Origin of the sequence: Granulicella rosea (assembly GCF_900188085.1) — a bacterium.
GTDB classification, from domain to species: domain Bacteria; phylum Acidobacteriota; class Terriglobia; order Terriglobales; family Acidobacteriaceae; genus Edaphobacter; species Edaphobacter rosea.
Genome location: NZ_FZOU01000005.1, coordinates 49,484 through 65,330, shown reverse-complemented (window position 1 = coordinate 65,330; position 15,847 = coordinate 49,484). Strand labels below are relative to the sequence as shown.

The 15,847-nt window shown below is 64.3% G+C and carries 17 protein-coding genes; 3 read left to right on the top strand and 14 right to left on the bottom strand.

Going from position 1 to position 15,847, the window contains the following annotated elements; all coding sequences use genetic code 11:
- The first annotated feature begins 97 nt into the window (after positions 1-97).
- Together pgsA and CHB87_RS14460 are read left to right on the top strand one after the other, a co-directional pair.
- Entirely contained in the window at positions 98-760 is a 663-nt protein-coding gene (gene pgsA / locus CHB87_RS14465) for a CDP-diacylglycerol--glycerol-3-phosphate 3-phosphatidyltransferase (protein ID WP_089409152.1), read from the top strand.
- A 229-nt stretch (positions 761-989) separates the two neighbouring features.
- A complete protein-coding gene (locus CHB87_RS14460; protein WP_089409151.1) occupies positions 990-1,214 on the top strand; it encodes a superinfection immunity protein in 225 nt (74 codons plus the stop codon).
- A 38-nt stretch (positions 1,215-1,252) separates the two neighbouring features.
- On the opposite strand, the gene CHB87_RS14455 is transcribed toward CHB87_RS14460, so the two are convergent.
- Positions 1,253-2,554: a Glu/Leu/Phe/Val family dehydrogenase gene (locus tag CHB87_RS14455; RefSeq protein WP_089409328.1), complete on the bottom strand. Its 1,302-nt coding sequence runs from the start codon at positions 2,552-2,554 to the stop codon at positions 1,253-1,255.
- 270 nt (positions 2,555-2,824) lie between these two features.
- Positions 2,825-3,160 (bottom strand): tetratricopeptide repeat protein, encoded by a 336-nt coding sequence (locus tag CHB87_RS22480; protein ID WP_217897058.1) that lies wholly within the window; start codon positions 3,158-3,160, stop codon positions 2,825-2,827.
- Between the two features lie 307 nt (positions 3,161-3,467).
- Between CHB87_RS22480 and trpE the strand changes: the two genes are divergently transcribed.
- On the top strand, positions 3,468-4,979 hold the full coding sequence (gene trpE, locus CHB87_RS14445) for an anthranilate synthase component I (protein ID WP_089409149.1): 1,512 nt from the start codon (positions 3,468-3,470) through the stop codon (positions 4,977-4,979).
- 139 nt (positions 4,980-5,118) lie between these two features.
- On the opposite strand, the gene CHB87_RS14440 is transcribed toward trpE, so the two are convergent.
- The 12 genes from CHB87_RS14440 to CHB87_RS14385 form a co-directional block, all read right to left on the bottom strand.
- The gene (locus CHB87_RS14440) at positions 5,119-5,766 is read right to left on the bottom strand and encodes a PepSY-associated TM helix domain-containing protein (protein WP_089409148.1); all 648 of its coding nucleotides are present in this window, start codon (positions 5,764-5,766) and stop codon (positions 5,119-5,121) included.
- A complete protein-coding gene (locus CHB87_RS14435) occupies positions 5,756-7,300 on the bottom strand; it encodes a DUF2271 domain-containing protein (RefSeq protein WP_142988360.1) in 1,545 nt (514 codons plus the stop codon). The genes CHB87_RS14440 and CHB87_RS14435 overlap by 11 nt, the downstream gene beginning before the upstream one ends.
- Before the next feature lie 96 nt (positions 7,301-7,396).
- Positions 7,397-8,248, bottom strand: a complete 852-nt coding sequence (locus tag CHB87_RS14430) for an EF-hand domain-containing protein (protein ID WP_176441776.1) — start codon at positions 8,246-8,248, stop codon at positions 7,397-7,399.
- 201 nt (positions 8,249-8,449) lie between these two features.
- Complete coding sequence (locus CHB87_RS14425; RefSeq protein WP_089409145.1) at positions 8,450-9,007, bottom strand: FMN-binding negative transcriptional regulator; 558 nt, start codon at positions 9,005-9,007, stop codon at positions 8,450-8,452.
- Between the two features lie 1,293 nt (positions 9,008-10,300).
- Positions 10,301-10,576 (bottom strand): hypothetical protein, encoded by a 276-nt coding sequence (locus CHB87_RS14420; protein ID WP_089409144.1) that lies wholly within the window; start codon positions 10,574-10,576, stop codon positions 10,301-10,303.
- A complete protein-coding gene (locus tag CHB87_RS14415) occupies positions 10,576-10,800 on the bottom strand; it encodes a hypothetical protein (RefSeq protein WP_089409143.1) in 225 nt (74 codons plus the stop codon). Before CHB87_RS14415 ends, CHB87_RS14420 begins: the two co-directional genes overlap by 1 nt.
- Before the next feature lie 301 nt (positions 10,801-11,101).
- The gene (locus CHB87_RS14410; protein WP_089409142.1) at positions 11,102-11,539 is read right to left on the bottom strand and encodes a hypothetical protein; all 438 of its coding nucleotides are present in this window, start codon (positions 11,537-11,539) and stop codon (positions 11,102-11,104) included.
- Positions 11,536-12,291, bottom strand: a complete 756-nt coding sequence (locus tag CHB87_RS14405) for a tyrosine-type recombinase/integrase (protein WP_089409141.1) — start codon at positions 12,289-12,291, stop codon at positions 11,536-11,538. The genes CHB87_RS14410 and CHB87_RS14405 overlap by 4 nt, the downstream gene beginning before the upstream one ends.
- 1,536 nt (positions 12,292-13,827) lie before the next feature.
- Positions 13,828-14,103 (bottom strand): hypothetical protein, encoded by a 276-nt coding sequence (locus CHB87_RS14400; RefSeq protein WP_089409144.1) that lies wholly within the window; start codon positions 14,101-14,103, stop codon positions 13,828-13,830.
- Entirely contained in the window at positions 14,103-14,327 is a 225-nt protein-coding gene (locus CHB87_RS14395) for a hypothetical protein (protein WP_089409143.1), read from the bottom strand. The genes CHB87_RS14400 and CHB87_RS14395 overlap by 1 nt, the downstream gene beginning before the upstream one ends.
- Positions 14,328-14,628: 301 nt before the next feature.
- Complete coding sequence (locus CHB87_RS14390) at positions 14,629-15,066, bottom strand: hypothetical protein (RefSeq protein ID WP_089409142.1); 438 nt, start codon at positions 15,064-15,066, stop codon at positions 14,629-14,631.
- Positions 15,063-15,818, bottom strand: coding sequence for a tyrosine-type recombinase/integrase (locus tag CHB87_RS14385; protein WP_089409141.1), 756 nt, complete (start codon positions 15,816-15,818; stop codon positions 15,063-15,065). The genes CHB87_RS14390 and CHB87_RS14385 overlap by 4 nt, the downstream gene beginning before the upstream one ends.
- Between the last annotated feature and the right edge of the window lie 29 nt (positions 15,819-15,847).

The window sequence follows — 15,847 nt, the reverse complement described above, 5'->3', positions numbered from 1 at the left end:
CGCCATCCGCAGCCTTCGCCGCACGGTCGGACCACTCCCTGTGACAGAATGCTATGCAGCATCCTTCTGCGCGGTCGTAGAATCGAAGAGAGAGCCGATGAACCTGCCCAACTCCATCACGATGAGCCGGATCGCCAGCGTACCGCTGCTCATCTGGTTCCTCTCGCCGCACTCGCCCTTCGACGCGCATAACGGCGCGCAGGAGATCGCGGCCTGCACCATCTTCATCATGGCCTCGATCACCGACGGGCTGGACGGCTACCTCGCGCGCCGGCGCAACCAGATCACCACCATGGGCATGCTGCTGGATCCACTGGCCGACAAGCTGATGGTCACGGCCGCGTACATCATCCTGGTCGCGTATAACCCGCGCATCGTGCCGCCGTGGATCGCCGTGCTGGTCATCGGACGCGAGTTCCTGGTCTCGGGCCTGCGCTCCATCGCCGCATCCGAAGGCTTCACCATCGACGCCAGCGAGATCGGCAAGCTGAAGACCGTCATCCAGATCGTCTCGGTCGTCGCCGCCATCCTGGCGCATCGCTGGGACTACTGGAACTGGGGCGGCTTCATCGTCGCCGTCCACTTCATCGCCGTCACGGCGATCTACTGGATGGCGATCGTCTCGATCATCTCCGCCGTGGACTACTTCATCGGCTTCTGGAAGAAGATCGACCACGCCAGCGAACGCGCCCGCACCACGCGGACCAGCGTGCTGAGCCGGAAGGCCAAGCCGCCGATCGAGAACCCCTCCCGCCCGTAGCCTCGCCGTCGCTCTTATTTGCCGGCGACCGTTCCTTTGTTTGTCGTTCTCGAAGGGAATCCGCTTCTGTTCTTGAAACCGCCTGAAAGGTGGAAACTCACCGACTTCACGCAGTCGCTCTTTGGGCAGAGCTTGCGCTCAATCACAATGCCGATCCAACCGGGCGGCGCAACGGAACCTTCCCACCGCGACGTGCGTATGGATAGATGTTGCCCTTTGGAGGCGCCCGATGTTCGCTCTTCTCTTCTTCGGATTCATCTACTTTCTTCCTACCATCGTCGCGGTGCATCGCGGCCACGGCGTGACCGGCATCCTGCTGCTCAACCTCTTCTTCGGCTGGACCGGCATCGGCTGGATCGCCATGCTGCTGTGGGCGCTGCTGAGTTGGCCGCGCTACTGCGTCGCCGTGCCGCCGCCGACCATGTACGGTGGGCCCTCGGGCTGGTACCGGTAGACTGCGGAACCAGCCCCTGAAGTGTCAAGATTAAAAGCCTACGCGTACATGCCGCGCTGTTTGGTCGTGAACGCCACGCGGTCGATCGCCAGCATATATGCCGCGATGCGGTTGTTCACCTTGTGCGCCGCCGCGTAGGCAACCACGTCGCGGAACGACTCCACCATGATGGCTTCCAGCCGCTGGTTCACCTCGGCCTCGGTCCAGAAGTAGCCCATGCGGTCCTGCACCCACTCGAAGTAGCTGCAGGTCACGCCGCCGGCGTTCGCAAGAATGTCGGGAACGACAAAGATTCCCTTGTTCTCGAGGATCTCGTCCGCGACAAACGTTGTCGGCCCGTTCGCGCCCTCGCACAGAATCCTGCAGCGCAGCTTTTCCGCGTTCTGGCTGGTGATGGCGTTCTCCGTCGCCGCCGGAACGAGGATGTCGCACTCGCGCGTGATCAGCTCGTCCTTATCGACAGACTCCGCACCCGGAAAGCCGTTGATCGTCCCAGCTTTCTTGCGGTACTCCGCGAGAGCGGGGATATCGATGCCCTTCGGGTTGTAGAGCGCGCCGTCGTATTCCGTAATGCCGGTCACGGTGTAGCCCTTGAGATACAGATGCTTGGCCGTGTTCGAGCCGACGTTGCCGAAGCCCTGCACGATCACCGTCGTGCCTTCGACCTTCATGCCGAGTGCCCGCACCGCTTCGTCGCACATGATCGAGACGCCGCGTCCCGTCGCCTCCGTCCGCCCGCGCGAGCCGCCCATGTTCACCGGCTTGCCCGTCACAACCGAGGTCACGGTCTGCCGCATGTGCATCGAGTAGGTGTCCATGATCCAGGCCATCGTCTGCTCGTTGGTGTTCATGTCCGGCGCGGGCACGTCTTTTTCCGGCCCGATGAACTCGATCAGCTCGGCCGTATAACGCCGGGTCATGCGCTCCAGCTCGCCCTGCGACATGTGCTTCGGGTCGCAGATGACGCCGCCCTTCGCGCCGCCGAACGGGATGTTGACCACCGCGCACTTCCAGGTCATCCACGAGGCCAGCGCGCGGACCTCATCGAGCGAGACCTCCGGCGAGTAGCGAATGCCGCCCTTGGCCGGCCCACGAGACGTGCTGTGCTGGACGCGATAGCCGGTGAAGACCTCGATCGAACCATCGTCCATCTGCACCGGAATGTGGACGATGATCTCGCGCTGCGGGACCGAGAGGATCTTCCAGATGCCGGGGTCGAGGTTCAGTTTGGAGGCGGCAAGCTCAAACCGGGCGGCCTGCGCCTGCCAGGGGTTGATCTCTTGTTCGAGCGATAAGGTAGGGGAGTTTTTGCTGCTTGCAGACTTGCTGATGACGGACATGGTCATTCGTTCCTTTTCTTCTTCTACAAATACAGGGCGCGCCCCTGGGTATATATCGACCGCGACATGGGGGTCGAGAGGGCGCTGGTTGTTCCGGCCATACTGATCGCTTCGCCGGCCGGCAGGCTCTACTGTGAGACGCTGCCAACGAGGAAAAGGATCGTAAATCCCTGGCAAATCAGGCCGGATGGATGATCCGCCAAAGGTGCAAACCCTGCGGAGTATAGGCCTTTGAAGAAACGCATTGCAAGAAGTAGCCTCTCTTGAGGACTAGCGGATAACTCCGCAGGCAGTATCGAAGTGCAATGAGCAGGCTTTCTCGAAAAAGATGGCCGCTTCTCCGTCATCCTTCGGGATGCCATTCCCTTGATGAAGAAGGACGGCAACTGAGTAACAGGCATTCGCGTTTCCTGCGGCACACGCTAAGCGGTACAGAACAGCTGCCTGTTTCTGATCTTTGTGAGCCATTCCAGCGCCTGTTTCGTAGAAGAATCCAGTTCTCAAACACCCGTCCGGCAACCCGAGGTCGCAGGCTTGACGGAAGTAGTGGAATGCCTGCTTATCGTCTTGATCCACGCCGTCGCCCTTTTCGTAATCAACGCCCAAAAGGATGCATCCCACCGCATCTCGGGATTCGCAGGCACCAAGAAGGGCTCCGGGAGTCCTATTGCGAGGCGCAGCCGGAGATTGAAAATTGTCAGGTTTGGCTGCGGAGGACGACGCAACTGGTTTGGAATGACACCCAGTTGCGATGAAGAAGAATCCACAGACAAGCACCTGGAGCCACGTCCGCCTTCTGGAAGAGTTCGCGGAAATCCAATGACGAAAGTGGGAAAAAGTTCGGCTCAATGTCGGTATTGTAAGGCACGGCATGAGATAGCACGGGACGCCATTTACCATTGAGCTGACGACCATGGCCTCCTCCAAACAATCCCTGCCGAACGCACGCGACTTCTCGAAGCTGGTGAAGACCCACAGCCTCGTCCCCGTCTACCGCACCGTCACCGCCGACCTTGAGACACCGGTCTCCGCCTTTCTGCGCATCGCGCAGGATGCGCCCGAGGCGTTTCTGCTCGAATCGGTCGAAGGCGGCGAGCACGTCGGACGCTACACCTTCATCGGCATCGAGCCATATAAGAAGATGGTCGCGCGCGGCCATAGCATCACGGTCGAAGAGGGCCGCAGGCGCCGCGCCTTCGAGGGCGATATCTTCGACGAACTGAAGCTCGCGCTCTCCGGCCACACCCCGGCGCGCCTGCCCGGCCTGCCGCCCTTCACCGCCGGCGCGGTCGGTTTCTTCGCGTACGACATCGTCCGGCTGATCGAAAAACTCCCGACCCTCGCCGCCGACGAGCTCGGCGCGCCCGACGCCTGCCTGATGTTCTTCGACCAGGTGCTCGCCTTCGACCACGTGAAGAAAGAGATTCTGCTGATCGCGACCGTCGACCTGCTGCGCGACAAGAAGCCCGGCGCCTACGAGCGCGCCGTCCGCCGGCTGGACAAAATGGAACGCCGCCTCGCGCAGGCGCTGCCGAAGATCAAGCGTTACAAGGGCAAGGACGCCAAACTGAAGCTGACGCCACGCACCGGCAAGGCCGCGTTCCTCAAGGCAGTCACCAAGGCCAAGGAGTACATCGCCTCGGGCGACGTCTTCCAGTGCGTGCTCTCGCAGCGCTTCGACTGCAAGCCGGAGGTTCCGGCCTTCGAGGTCTACCGCGCGCTGCGCATCGTCAATCCCTCGCCGTACATGTATTTCCTGCGCTTCGGTCTGGAAGCTCCCGGAGCGAAGCCGTCGGTCGCGCACATCGTCGGCTCGTCGCCGGAGTTGCTGGTCCGCGTCCACGGCCGCAAGGTGGAGTACCGGCCCATCGCGGGAACGCGACCGCGTTCAGCCGATGAGGCAGAGGATCGCGCCCACGAAGCCAGCTTGCGCGCCGATGAAAAAGAGGTTGCCGAGCACATCATGCTCGTCGACCTGGGCCGCAACGACGTGGGCCGCGTCAGCGAGTTCGGGTCGGTGCGAGTGAAGGATCTGATGTTCGTCGAACGCTACAGCCACGTCATGCACCTAGTCTCGGCCATCGAGGGCGAGCTCAAATCCGGGCTTGGCGCGCTGGACGCCTTCAAGGCCTGCTTCCCCGCCGGCACCCTCTCGGGCGCGCCGAAGATTCGCGCCATGGAGATCATCGAAGAGCTCGAACCCGCGCGCCGCGGCGTCTACGGCGGCAGCATCTTCTACGCCGACTTCAGCGGCAATCTGGACTCCTGCATCGCCATCCGCACCCTCTTCATGAACGGCGAACAGGGCCACATCCAGGCCGGCGCGGGCATCGTCGCCGACTCGGTGCCGGAGAGCGAGTTCGCTGAGTGCGGCAACAAGGCCAGGGCCGTTGTCCGCGCGATCGAGCGGGCGCGGGAGAGCTAACATCCCAGACTTGCAACCAAGCCTGTCATCCTGAGTGAAGCGCAGCGCAGTCGAAGGACCTGCTTCTTGCCCGAAGCAGTATCTCAGCCACGGGCAAGAAGCAGATCCTTCACTTCGTTCAGGATGACACCTTCAAACATTAAGGCACAAACTTCAGCCACACCAGCCAGCAGAACACCCCACCCGCGACCGCCAGGATCAACCCCGACACCCGCCGCTTGTACACAAAGAACAGCAGCAGCAGCCCGGTCAGCGAGACCAGCGTCAGCAGCACTGCGGACGCATCGATCAGCCAGCCCCACCCCTTGCCCGCGTCGCGGCCCTTGTGCAGGTCGTTCAACACGGCGACGAAGCCGTTGCTCGTCACCGTCAGGTCGTACTTGCCCGTGTGGCTGTCGATGAAGGCGTCCGCCGCATAGCCCGGCGCCTTGAAGCTGACCGCAATCTGATCCGCGTCCACGCGAAAGTCCGAGACCGCGCCGTGCAGCTTCTCCGCCGAACGGAGGCGCTCAACGATCTCCAGCTTCGCCGGCTCCTTCGCGGCGGGCGGCAGCCATTCCAGCGGAACGGACCCGCTGCGCTGCGAGGTGCGCTGCTGCGAGACGAACCAGTCCGCATGGTTCAGCGTCAGACCGGTGACCGCGAAGAACAGCACCACCGCGAACGACGCCATCGACAGGTAGATATGCAGCCACCGGCTGACGATCGCGGTCTGTTTCCGCAGCCTTGCGGCCAGCGGGACAGGCTGCCGTGCGGGCTTCGTCTCGGTCGTCGAATTACTTGGCATGGACACCGTAGTCGAGCGTTGCGCCCGCCAACTCCGCGCCGCCCGGCAGTGTGAACTTCGCTGCGGTCCTGCCGTCGAAGTCGATCACCTGCTCCACCAGCTGATGTCCGCCGTGCTCGCGCGCCAGCTCGATGCAGAGGGTATATTTACCCGGCTTCACCGGCTTGCCGGCGTTGTCCCTGCCGTCCCAGCGCAGGGTGTATTTGCCCGGCGGACGCGTCGCCGCGCTGATCGTCGTCGAAAGATCCGTGCCCTCGGCCAGCGACCGCACCTGGTCGTCGCGATACCAGCCCTTCAGGTCCGGCAGCCAGCGCACCTTGTCGAACCACAGCGCGATGGTCTTCACCGGGTAGCGGTCCTTATCTTCAACCCACACAGACACATACGGACGACGGTAGCGCGGATCGTTGATGCGCGCCAGCTCCAGCGTAATCACCAGGTCCAGATTTTGTGCGGCCTTCACCGGCGGAAGGTACGCCGTCCGCACGATGCGAGGAAGCTGATGCGCCGCCCAGCCGGGGCTTTCGACCCGACGGCCATCGGCGAGCACCAGCAGATAGTCCACCTGGCGCAACTGCGCAGCCAGCGCCTCGCTCTCGAACGGCTTCATGACGGAAAACGCCGTCGCCAGCGCGCCTGCCTCGGAGGCATCGGGCGCGATCACCGTCGCCGAGAGTACATGCATCGCCGGCTCGGCCGTGCGCGGGTCGAGAATGTGCGACAGATGCGCGCCATCCAACTCCACCCCGCGGCGGTATGTGCCGCTGGTCGCCAGCGCGCGGTTCGCGACTCGCACCATGTCGATCGGCTCGTCGTTCTCGGCGTCGGCGCGCGGATCGGCGATGGCGACGCGCTCGGTCCAGTCGCCACGCATGACGAGGTCGCCGCCGATGTTCAGCAATACGCCCTTCGCTCCGGCAGCCAGCGCAGCGTCCGCCGCGCGGCCCGCGATGTAGCTCTTGGCGAAGCTGTTCAGCGCCAGCGGAGCGTCGTCGAGGTGAGTTGCTGTGCCGGCTACGCGGTCGAGCGTCCAGTGCGGCGCCTGCATCTGGCGCACGACCGCCGCGCGCTCCGCAGCCGTGGGCGCGACGCCTGTCAACGCAGCCTGCCGCCATAGCCGGGTGGCCGACTCAGCCGACGCGTCCAGCGCCCCGCCGGTCTGCCGCCGCCAGCCATCGAAGAGGTAGAGCACGTCCATCAGCTCGGCCGAGACCGGCACAGCCGTCCCCTGGGTTGAGGCCCAGCGCGAGAACTCGCTATCCGCGCGCCAAGCGCTCAGAATGCGGTCGCAGCGGTCGATCTCGGCCAGCACGGCGTTCTCCGCCTTCGCGGCCCGCGCACTGTCGGCGACACGCAGCTTCAGCTCCAGCGACGTGCCCAGCACGTTCTCGTGGTGGAAGACCCGCGTCCCGGTCTCCTCGTTCACCGGCTTGGTCGCCGGGTGCTGCAGGGTCTGGGCCTCAACCGATCCCAGCCCGAAGCACTGCGCCGAAACCGCCGCCAGCGCCAGTGTGCGTAACGTCTTGCTCTGCATCCGTTCTTCTCCCTTGTTCACCGAAAACGGTTTGTCATCCTGAGCGAGGCGAAGGATCCGCTTTTCGCTTTTGTGGTCGCATGTGCTGGCTTGGAACTACTGCTTTCCTTCGCTGTTTGGGCGCGGTCCCTGCGCAGGCTGAGCGGCGTTGTAGGCCGTCAGCTCCGCCAGATCGAGGAATCCGTCGCCGTTCGTATCGATCTTCTCGAACTGCTCCTGCATGCGATCCGGCGCCTCGGCCTTGCTCAGCTTGCCGTCCTTGTTCGTGTCCCACTCGTCCAGCGTGTGCTGCGCGCGGTCGGCCGGCGTCTGCTGACGCATCTTCAGTTCGTCCGGCGTCAACTGGCCGTCGCCGTTCCGATCGAGCGACCGCAGCGCCGCCGCCGCATTGGCAATCTCCGCCGCCGACAGAACTCCGTCGTGGTCCGCATCGATCGCGTTCAACACCGGGTCCATGCGAGTCGCCCCCGCCCCGGTCAGCCGTCGACCGGCCGGGCCGCCCTGCTTCGTCGCGGAGGCGCGAACCTCGTCCGGCGTGATCCTGCCGTCGTGGTTCGCATCCAGCCGCGCCATCATGCCGCCCAGCCGCTCCGGAAGCTCGTCGGCGGTCAGTACGCCGTCTCCGTTTTTGTCCAACACCATCAACCGCGCGACCAGCGCGTCGGGATCGACTGCGTTCGGATCGTTCTGCTTCGGCAGATACTCGAGCGAACTCAACTGCCCGTCGCCGTCGGCGTCCAGTGTCGGCAACACCTTCGGCGCAGCGGCAATCTCCGCCGCCGACAGCGTTCCGTCGCGATCCACATCGAGCGCCAGCAGCACCGGGCGCGGCTGCTGCGGACGTCCGCTGCCGCCGCCCGGACCTTGCGCATACAGCGCCGCGCAAGCCAGCGCCAACAATCCAACACCCACCTTGAGGACCGGCATCACGCCGCATTGCAACCGCATCGTCGTTCCTTTTCGCATTCGTTCAGACGCACTGCAGCGAGCCCCGTGCCGTAGCCGGAGTTCCTTACCTGCGCCGCCCGTAGAGACGGGGAATATGTTCGTCGAGACTCAAAGACAAAACTTCGTCTAATTAAGACTAATCCAGTCCGAGTTCAAAAGACAAGGCGAAATGTGTAAAGAAATGTAACGAACGGCAGCGGCTCAGCGGGGACGCCGCGACCGCACCAGCTCGCCCATCGCCGCGCTGGCCGGGGTTCCCACCGCGTCCAGCTCCACGCCGACGATGGCGCGCGTCAGATGCTCGATGAAGCCCGGCGCCGCATCGTCGACGCTCCACGACATCCCGACCGACGCCTCGTGACGGTCGGTGAGCGCGCGCAGATGGGCGAGCAGCCAGTCCGCATCCTCGATCACACGCAGCGCGCCGTAGACGTGGACGGCAGTGTAGTTCCAGGTCGGCACATCCTTGTGATGGACCTGCTTGCCGGGATACCAGGCGGCCGAGATATAGTGCTCGGGACCGGTGAAGATGCCCAGCGCCTGCACCCCCTGCAGGCTGTCGCGCCAATGCAGGTTGGCCCGCGCCATGTGCCCACGCAGCACGCCGAAGCCTTCGCCCTCGGTATGCAGGATCAGCGGCAGATGCGTCGCGACGAGCCCTGCCGCGGTCTGCGTCACCAGCGCGCAGAGAGGATTTTCGCGTACGAACTGCCGCAGGGTGTCGACATCGGTCTCGGCGGTGTGCTTTGGCGTGTACATGCCAACAGCATATCGGGTCGCCGCTCCCATGTCGGGAGTAAACTAGTCACATGGTCTTCGTCCTCGACAAGCCTGACGCTGATCGGTTTGACCAGTATTAATGCGGTGTCCACGTGGTGTCCATTAAAAAGTGGACACCTCTCTTTTTGCTGGCTTTTTGGCGTCGCGGGCGCGGGTGATGGTGTCGACCGGAACCCAGGCGCTACACCCGCGCCGACCCTTGCGGCGACCAGAGGGGCGGTGCGAGACCGAGGCGAGCGGCAGCGAGCAGATGCCCGAGGCGCGCCCACGCCGACCGGGGCGGCACACTGCGGCGGGGCACACACGCCGGGAGGGGCGAGGCCCGGCGTGCCGCCGCACGGGGGAGCGACCAGCGGGGACGGGGGACCCCGCGTGCCCGGCGCAGCCGGGTGAGCGAGGCAGGAGCGAAGGAGCGGAGGGCACCGCCGAAGGCGGCAAGGCCGTAGCCCGGAGGGGCGGCGCGGCAACATCGCGACGCCCGGAGCCGAGCGAAGCGCCGGCGGAGGCCCAGGCCGCAGCCCGGCCCGCCGCAGGCGGCGCGAGCCGCGACCGAAGCGCAGCGCAGGGAGACGGGCCGGGTGCATGGCGCGAGCGCGAACGGAGCCAGGCCCGCGGAGCGGACGACCCACACCAGGCGACGAAACCGCCGAGGCAAACGAAAGCCCGGACAGGCGAGGCGGAGATGAGCGCGAAGCCACCGCGTCCGTGGGCGAGTGGCGGGCGAAGCCCGGCACGAGAGGTTCACCCTTTGCTTTTGCGGTTGTCTGTCCTCGCAGTGCGAAACGCGCGAATCCACAGCTTCACAGCCTGCGACGTGGATTTGCGCGTTTTGTCACGGCGGACAGGCACGGGTGCGTCCAGGAGCGATCTACCACAACAGGTGGTATGATCCACGGCATGCGGCGGCACAGATTGAGTAGGCCAGTTGTGAAGGGTGAGCACGACGTGGCCCCCGGACTCTCTGTTGCCGCCGCCGCGATTCGGATGTGTCGTAGGCCCAGGTGGGAGCCAGCGACGCCGCCTGCGGCCTCTGAGGTGCCTTTGCTGGCCGCTGAAGCGGTAGTTCCCGTACCCGTTGGGACGACTCCGAAGGCGAGAGGTGCGGTGGTAGGGTACCGCACCAGGATGAAGATCGAGCGTAGCCGACGCGCTTCCAGGATGCGAGCCAGAGCGAGGCATCTGGCCCGCAAGTCTTGTGTCTCTTTTTTGCCCAAACCGTAGATACAAAACCACCCCCCACCGGGGGGCGGGGGGTGGTTGGAATGGCTGACCTCAGCTTGCTTGCGGTGGCGGTTTGATTACGCCGTCCTCCACGAGCGTGTGCTGAGTCGCTTTGTTTTGAGCGTTGCCCATGTGCATGCGGACCACGAGTTCTGCCGCCGCGAGGCGATGGGCGATGTTCTCGCTCGACAGTAGGTGAAGGTGGTGGACGAGCCAGTTGAGATACTCTTCCACCGTCGCAGCCGAGAGCTTCGGCGCGCTGGCGATTCCCGCCTGCCTTGCCCGTTCCGCTTCGTCGACTTTCTTCTGTTGACTTGATGTGAGCATTAGGCCGTCACCCCCTTTTGCTTCTCGGGTGGCGTGTAGACCCGGCCTTCCATGGCCGCGTCGTGCTTGGCTTTCTCTGCGACTTGAGACCGCTTCGTTGCGGCCTCGACCTCTTGTTTCAGCTTCTCTTCCATGGCTACCTCGTAGACTAGGGTTTGGGCCAGCACCAGGTCAGGGTGCGAGCCGTTTGTGTCGCTGGCGCGTTCCCGCCCGTCCCAGATCATCCATCCAGCCCGTTGAGCGGCGATGCCACGCCAGGCAATGCGGGCTGGGTAGGGGGGTGGGGTGCGGGTTCGGATGCGGCAGTAGCCGCGTCCGGCGCGGGTTTTGGCATCGACGTAACCTTGCTGGACTGAAGCCGGGCCGTCAAATCCTTCGCGGTTTCGTGCTGGCAGCGATTCTCCGCGCGGATGCTGATCGCGCGGACGCCAGGCTCACGGATAGCTTGGGCGACGGTGGTTTCCACTTCCAGGACGCAGAAGCGGCAGGCAGGCACGAAGCCGAGGGTAAGGGACTGAGTTAGGTTCAACGGGCTTCCTTTCTGTGATGGGCCGATAGGGCCAGTTGGGCAGCGTAGAGCAGAGACTTGACCTCCGCCCCTTCGAGGTAGCCATGGAGTTGGCCGTGGACGATGCAGGCGATGAAGGCTTTGACCCGTTGCCGGGTGGTGAGTGGAGGCAGGCAGGCAATGAAGGCGTCACGCACTGCCGGGTTGGGGCCAACCTTTCCCCCGGCGCGCTCGAGCGGGCCGACTTGTTCCTCTATGGCCCGCAGGGTCCTGTACAGACCCTCGTCGAACGCCCTGGCACGTGTGGCCGCGTTGAAGGCCTGCCGGCCTATCGAGCCGCGCGGCTTTTCGCCGGCCTCCGTTGAGGCTTGCTCAGCCTCTTTGGCCGCGTCGGTTGCGAACTGAATCCAGCCCAGCACCGAATCGGAATAGTCCTCGCGGAGCAGGGTTGTCATTGAATCACCTCCGTCGTGGGGTTGAGCTTGGCGAGTTCCAGGGTTGACGAGAGCACGGGTGTCATGTCGTCCTGCAGGTACCAAGCGGTGTGAGCCAGGTCGGCGTGCCCGAGCAGGGCTTGGACGATGCGCAAATCTTTCGTTATCTGGTACACGTTCCGCGCCGTCGTCCTGCGCAGATCGTGCGGCGTGATTTGCCGCGTCACCCCAGCCAACTTCCGCAGCTTCCTGAACTGCACACTGAGCGAGCCATAGGTTGACCGCCGCCCGCTTAGTTGGGCTATAAACGGGCGGCACGGGTCGTCGCATTTGTTGAGCAGCGCCGCGAGTTCCGCCGTTACCGGCAGTGCGACGGTTGACTCGTACTTGCTTCGGAACCGCAGCACACCTGCGTCCTTGTCGTAGCACGATGGTGTTAGCGCGATAGCCGTGCCGGACCGGATTGCAAGGTCCGAGCACAACAGCAGCCAGCAGCGCATGTGTGGCCGCGCGTGCTGCAAGATAGCCGCCCTCTCTGCTGGTGTCGCGGTTACGTTTCGCGGGCGCGGTTTCGATGGCTTGTTGATTTGGCCGATCAGCTCTTTTTTGGAACCCCACGACTCGACGAGGTGACGGAGGACTGTCTTTGCGGCAATGGCTTTGTGGTGGCGCGTGAAGGCGCTGGGGTACCGGTCGATCCAGCGATTGAGGAGGTTCGTTTGGGTCGGCCCGATGCTTTTTGCCGGGAGTTGGCCGGCGATCCTGACAAGCATGTCGGCGACGTCGGCGGAGTGACGCGGGCGTTTGCCGTGCGTGAAGCGGGTGAGGGCTTCGGCGACTGTAGCCCCTCCCGCCGGGTTTTTGGGCGGGCAACACCCTTCTGATGATCCTCGTAGGCTTGGGCTTGATTCTCATCGGTGAAGGCTTTCCTTTTTCTCACGCCCTTGCGGTCGCGCCAGTCTGCGTAGTATGTATTGCCCTTCTGGTACATCGTGGACACCTCGTTGGACACCTCTGAGGAGGCGGGAATAGCCGATTCTAGCGAGGGTTCGGTATGATCGAGTGCATGGTCTTCGTCCTCGACAAGCCTGACGCTGATCGGTTTGACCAGTATTAATGCGGTGTCCACGTGGTGTCCATTAAAAAGTGGACACCTCTCTTTTTGCTGGCTTTTTGGCGTCGCGGGCGCGGGTGATGGTGTCGACCGGAACCCAGGCGCTACACCCGCGCCGACCCTTGCGGCGACCAGAGGGGCGGTGCGAGACCGAGGCGAGCGGCAGCGAGCAGATGCCCGAGGCGCGCCCACGCCGACCGGGGCGGCACACTGCGGCGGGGCACACACGCCGGGAGGGGCGAGGCCCGGCGTGCCGCCGCACGGGGGAGCGACCAGCGGGGACGGGGGACCCCGCGTGCCCGGCGCAGCCGGGTGAGCGAGGCAGGAGCGAAGGAGCGGAGGGCACCGCCGAAGGCGGCAAGGCCGTAGCCCGGAGGGGCGGCGCGGCAACATCGCGACGCCCGGAGCCGAGCGAAGCGCCGGCGGAGGCCCAGGCCGCAGCCCGGCCCGCCGCAGGCGGCGCGAGCCGCGACCGAAGCGCAGCGCAGGGAGACGGGCCGGGTGCATGGCGCGAGCGCGAACGGAGCCAGGCCCGCGGAGCGGACGACCCACACCAGGCGACGAAACCGCCGAGGCAAACGAAAGCCCGGACAGGCGAGGCGGAGATGAGCGCGAAGCCACCGCGTCCGTGGGCGAGTGGCGGGCGAAGCCCGGCACGAGAGGTTCACCCTTTGCTTTTGCGGTTGTCTGTCCTCGCAGTGCGAAACGCGCGAATCCACAGCTTCACAGCCTGCGACGTGGATTTGCGCGTTTTGTCACGGCGGACAGGCACGGGTGCGTCCAGGAGCGATCTACCACAACAGGTGGTATGATCCACGGCATGCGGCGGCACAGATTGAGTAGGCCAGTTGTGAAGGGTGAGCACGACGTGGCCCCCGGACTCTCTGTTGCCGCCGCCGCGATTCGGATGTGTCGTAGGCCCAGGTGGGAGCCAGCGACGCCGCCTGCGGCCTCTGAGGTGCCTTTGCTGGCCGCTGAAGCGGTAGTTCCCGTACCCGTTGGGACGACTCCGAAGGCGAGAGGTGCGGTGGTAGGGTACCGCACCAGGATGAAGATCGAGCGTAGCCGACGCGCTTCCAGGATGCGAGCCAGAGCGAGGCATCTGGCCCGCAAGTCTTGTGTCTCTTTTTTGCCCAAACCGTAGATACAAAACCACCCCCCACCGGGGGGCGGGGGGTGGTTGGAATGGCTGACCTCAGCTTGCTTGCGGTGGCGGTTTGATTACGCCGTCCTCCACGAGCGTGTGCTGAGTCGCTTTGTTTTGAGCGTTGCCCATGTGCATGCGGACCACGAGTTCTGCCGCCGCGAGGCGATGGGCGATGTTCTCGCTCGACAGTAGGTGAAGGTGGTGGACGAGCCAGTTGAGATACTCTTCCACCGTCGCAGCCGAGAGCTTCGGCGCGCTGGCGATTCCCGCCTGCCTTGCCCGTTCCGCTTCGTCGACTTTCTTCTGTTGACTTGATGTGAGCATTAGGCCGTCACCCCCTTTTGCTTCTCGGGTGGCGTGTAGACCCGGCCTTCCATGGCCGCGTCGTGCTTGGCTTTCTCTGCGACTTGAGACCGCTTCGTTGCGGCCTCGACCTCTTGTTTCAGCTTCTCTTCCATGGCTACCTCGTAGACTAGGGTTTGGGCCAGCACCAGGTCAGGGTGCGAGCCGTTTGTGTCGCTGGCGCGTTCCCGCCCGTCCCAGATCATCCATCCAGCCCGTTGAGCGGCGATGCCACGCCAGGCAATGCGGGCTGGGTAGGGGGGTGGGGTGCGGGTTCGGATGCGGCAGTAGCCGCGTCCGGCGCGGGTTTTGGCATCGACGTAACCTTGCTGGACTGAAGCCGGGCCGTCAAATCCTTCGCGGTTTCGTGCTGGCAGCGATTCTCCGCGCGGATGCTGATCGCGCGGACGCCAGGCTCACGGATAGCTTGGGCGACGGTGGTTTCCACTTCCAGGACGCAGAAGCGGCAGGCAGGCACGAAGCCGAGGGTAAGGGACTGAGTTAGGTTCAACGGGCTTCCTTTCTGTGATGGGCCGATAGGGCCAGTTGGGCAGCGTAGAGCAGAGACTTGACCTCCGCCCCTTCGAGGTAGCCATGGAGTTGGCCGTGGACGATGCAGGCGATGAAGGCTTTGACCCGTTGCCGGGTGGTGAGTGGAGGCAGGCAGGCAATGAAGGCGTCACGCACTGCCGGGTTGGGGCCAACCTTTCCCCCGGCGCGCTCGAGCGGGCCGACTTGTTCCTCTATGGCCCGCAGGGTCCTGTACAGACCCTCGTCGAACGCCCTGGCACGTGTGGCCGCGTTGAAGGCCTGCCGGCCTATCGAGCCGCGCGGCTTTTCGCCGGCCTCCGTTGAGGCTTGCTCAGCCTCTTTGGCCGCGTCGGTTGCGAACTGAATCCAGCCCAGCACCGAATCGGAATAGTCCTCGCGGAGCAGGGTTGTCATTGAATCACCTCCGTCGTGGGGTTGAGCTTGGCGAGTTCCAGGGTTGACGAGAGCACGGGTGTCATGTCGTCCTGCAGGTACCAAGCGGTGTGAGCCAGGTCGGCGTGCCCGAGCAGGGCTTGGACGATGCGCAAATCTTTCGTTATCTGGTACACGTTCCGCGCCGTCGTCCTGCGCAGATCGTGCGGCGTGATTTGCCGCGTCACCCCAGCCAACTTCCGCAGCTTCCTGAACTGCACACTGAGCGAGCCATAGGTTGACCGCCGCCCGCTTAGTTGGGCTATAAACGGGCGGCACGGGTCGTCGCATTTGTTGAGCAGCGCCGCGAGTTCCGCCGTTACCGGCAGTGCGACGGTTGACTCGTACTTGCTTCGGAACCGCAGCACACCTGCGTCCTTGTCGTAGCACGATGGTGTTAGCGCGATAGCCGTGCCGGACCGGATTGCAAGGTCCGAGCACAACAGCAGCCAGCAGCGCATGTGTGGCCGCGCGTGCTGCAAGATAGCCGCCCTCTCTGCTGGTGTCGCGGTTACGTTTCGCGGGCGCGGTTTCGATGGCTTGTTGATTTGGCCGATCAGCTCTTTTTTGGAACCCCACGACTCGACGAGGTGACGGAGGACTGTCTTTGCGGCAATGGCTTTGTGGTGGCGCGTGAAGGCGCTGGGGTACCGGTCGATCCAGCGATTGAGGAGGTTCGTTTGGGTCGGCCCGATGCTTTTTGCCGGGAGTTGGCCGGCGATCCTGACAAGCATGTCGGCGACGTCGGCGGAGTGACGCGGGC

Bases quoted from the DNA above. Each gene is read 5' to 3' on its own strand.
- CHB87_RS14425 (WP_089409145.1), bottom strand. From the start codon at position 9,007: ATGTACACGCCAAAGCACACCGCCGAGACCGATGTCGACACCCTGCGG.
- CHB87_RS14415 (WP_089409143.1), bottom strand. From the start codon at position 10,800: ATGATCTGGGACGGGCGGGAACGCGCCAGCGACACAAACGGCTCGCAC.
- CHB87_RS14400 (WP_089409144.1), bottom strand. From the start codon at position 14,103: ATGCTCACATCAAGTCAACAGAAGAAAGTCGACGAAGCGGAACGGGCA.
- CHB87_RS14435 (WP_142988360.1), bottom strand. From the start codon at position 7,300: ATGCAGAGCAAGACGTTACGCACACTGGCGCTGGCGGCGGTTTCGGCG.
- CHB87_RS14390 (WP_089409142.1), bottom strand. From the start codon at position 15,066: ATGACAACCCTGCTCCGCGAGGACTATTCCGATTCGGTGCTGGGCTGG.
- CHB87_RS14455 (WP_089409328.1), bottom strand. From the start codon at position 2,554: ATGTCCGTCATCAGCAAGTCTGCAAGCAGCAAAAACTCCCCTACCTTA.
- pgsA (WP_089409152.1), top strand. From the start codon at position 98: ATGAACCTGCCCAACTCCATCACGATGAGCCGGATCGCCAGCGTACCG.
- CHB87_RS14385 (WP_089409141.1), bottom strand. From the start codon at position 15,818: ATGCTTGTCAGGATCGCCGGCCAACTCCCGGCAAAAAGCATCGGGCCG.
- CHB87_RS14395 (WP_089409143.1), bottom strand. From the start codon at position 14,327: ATGATCTGGGACGGGCGGGAACGCGCCAGCGACACAAACGGCTCGCAC.
- CHB87_RS14410 (WP_089409142.1), bottom strand. From the start codon at position 11,539: ATGACAACCCTGCTCCGCGAGGACTATTCCGATTCGGTGCTGGGCTGG.
- CHB87_RS14405 (WP_089409141.1), bottom strand. From the start codon at position 12,291: ATGCTTGTCAGGATCGCCGGCCAACTCCCGGCAAAAAGCATCGGGCCG.
- CHB87_RS14420 (WP_089409144.1), bottom strand. From the start codon at position 10,576: ATGCTCACATCAAGTCAACAGAAGAAAGTCGACGAAGCGGAACGGGCA.
- CHB87_RS14460 (WP_089409151.1), top strand. From the start codon at position 990: ATGTTCGCTCTTCTCTTCTTCGGATTCATCTACTTTCTTCCTACCATC.
- trpE (WP_089409149.1), top strand. From the start codon at position 3,468: ATGGCCTCCTCCAAACAATCCCTGCCGAACGCACGCGACTTCTCGAAG.
- CHB87_RS14440 (WP_089409148.1), bottom strand. From the start codon at position 5,766: ATGCCAAGTAATTCGACGACCGAGACGAAGCCCGCACGGCAGCCTGTC.
- CHB87_RS14430 (WP_176441776.1), bottom strand. From the start codon at position 8,248: ATGCGGTTGCAATGCGGCGTGATGCCGGTCCTCAAGGTGGGTGTTGGA.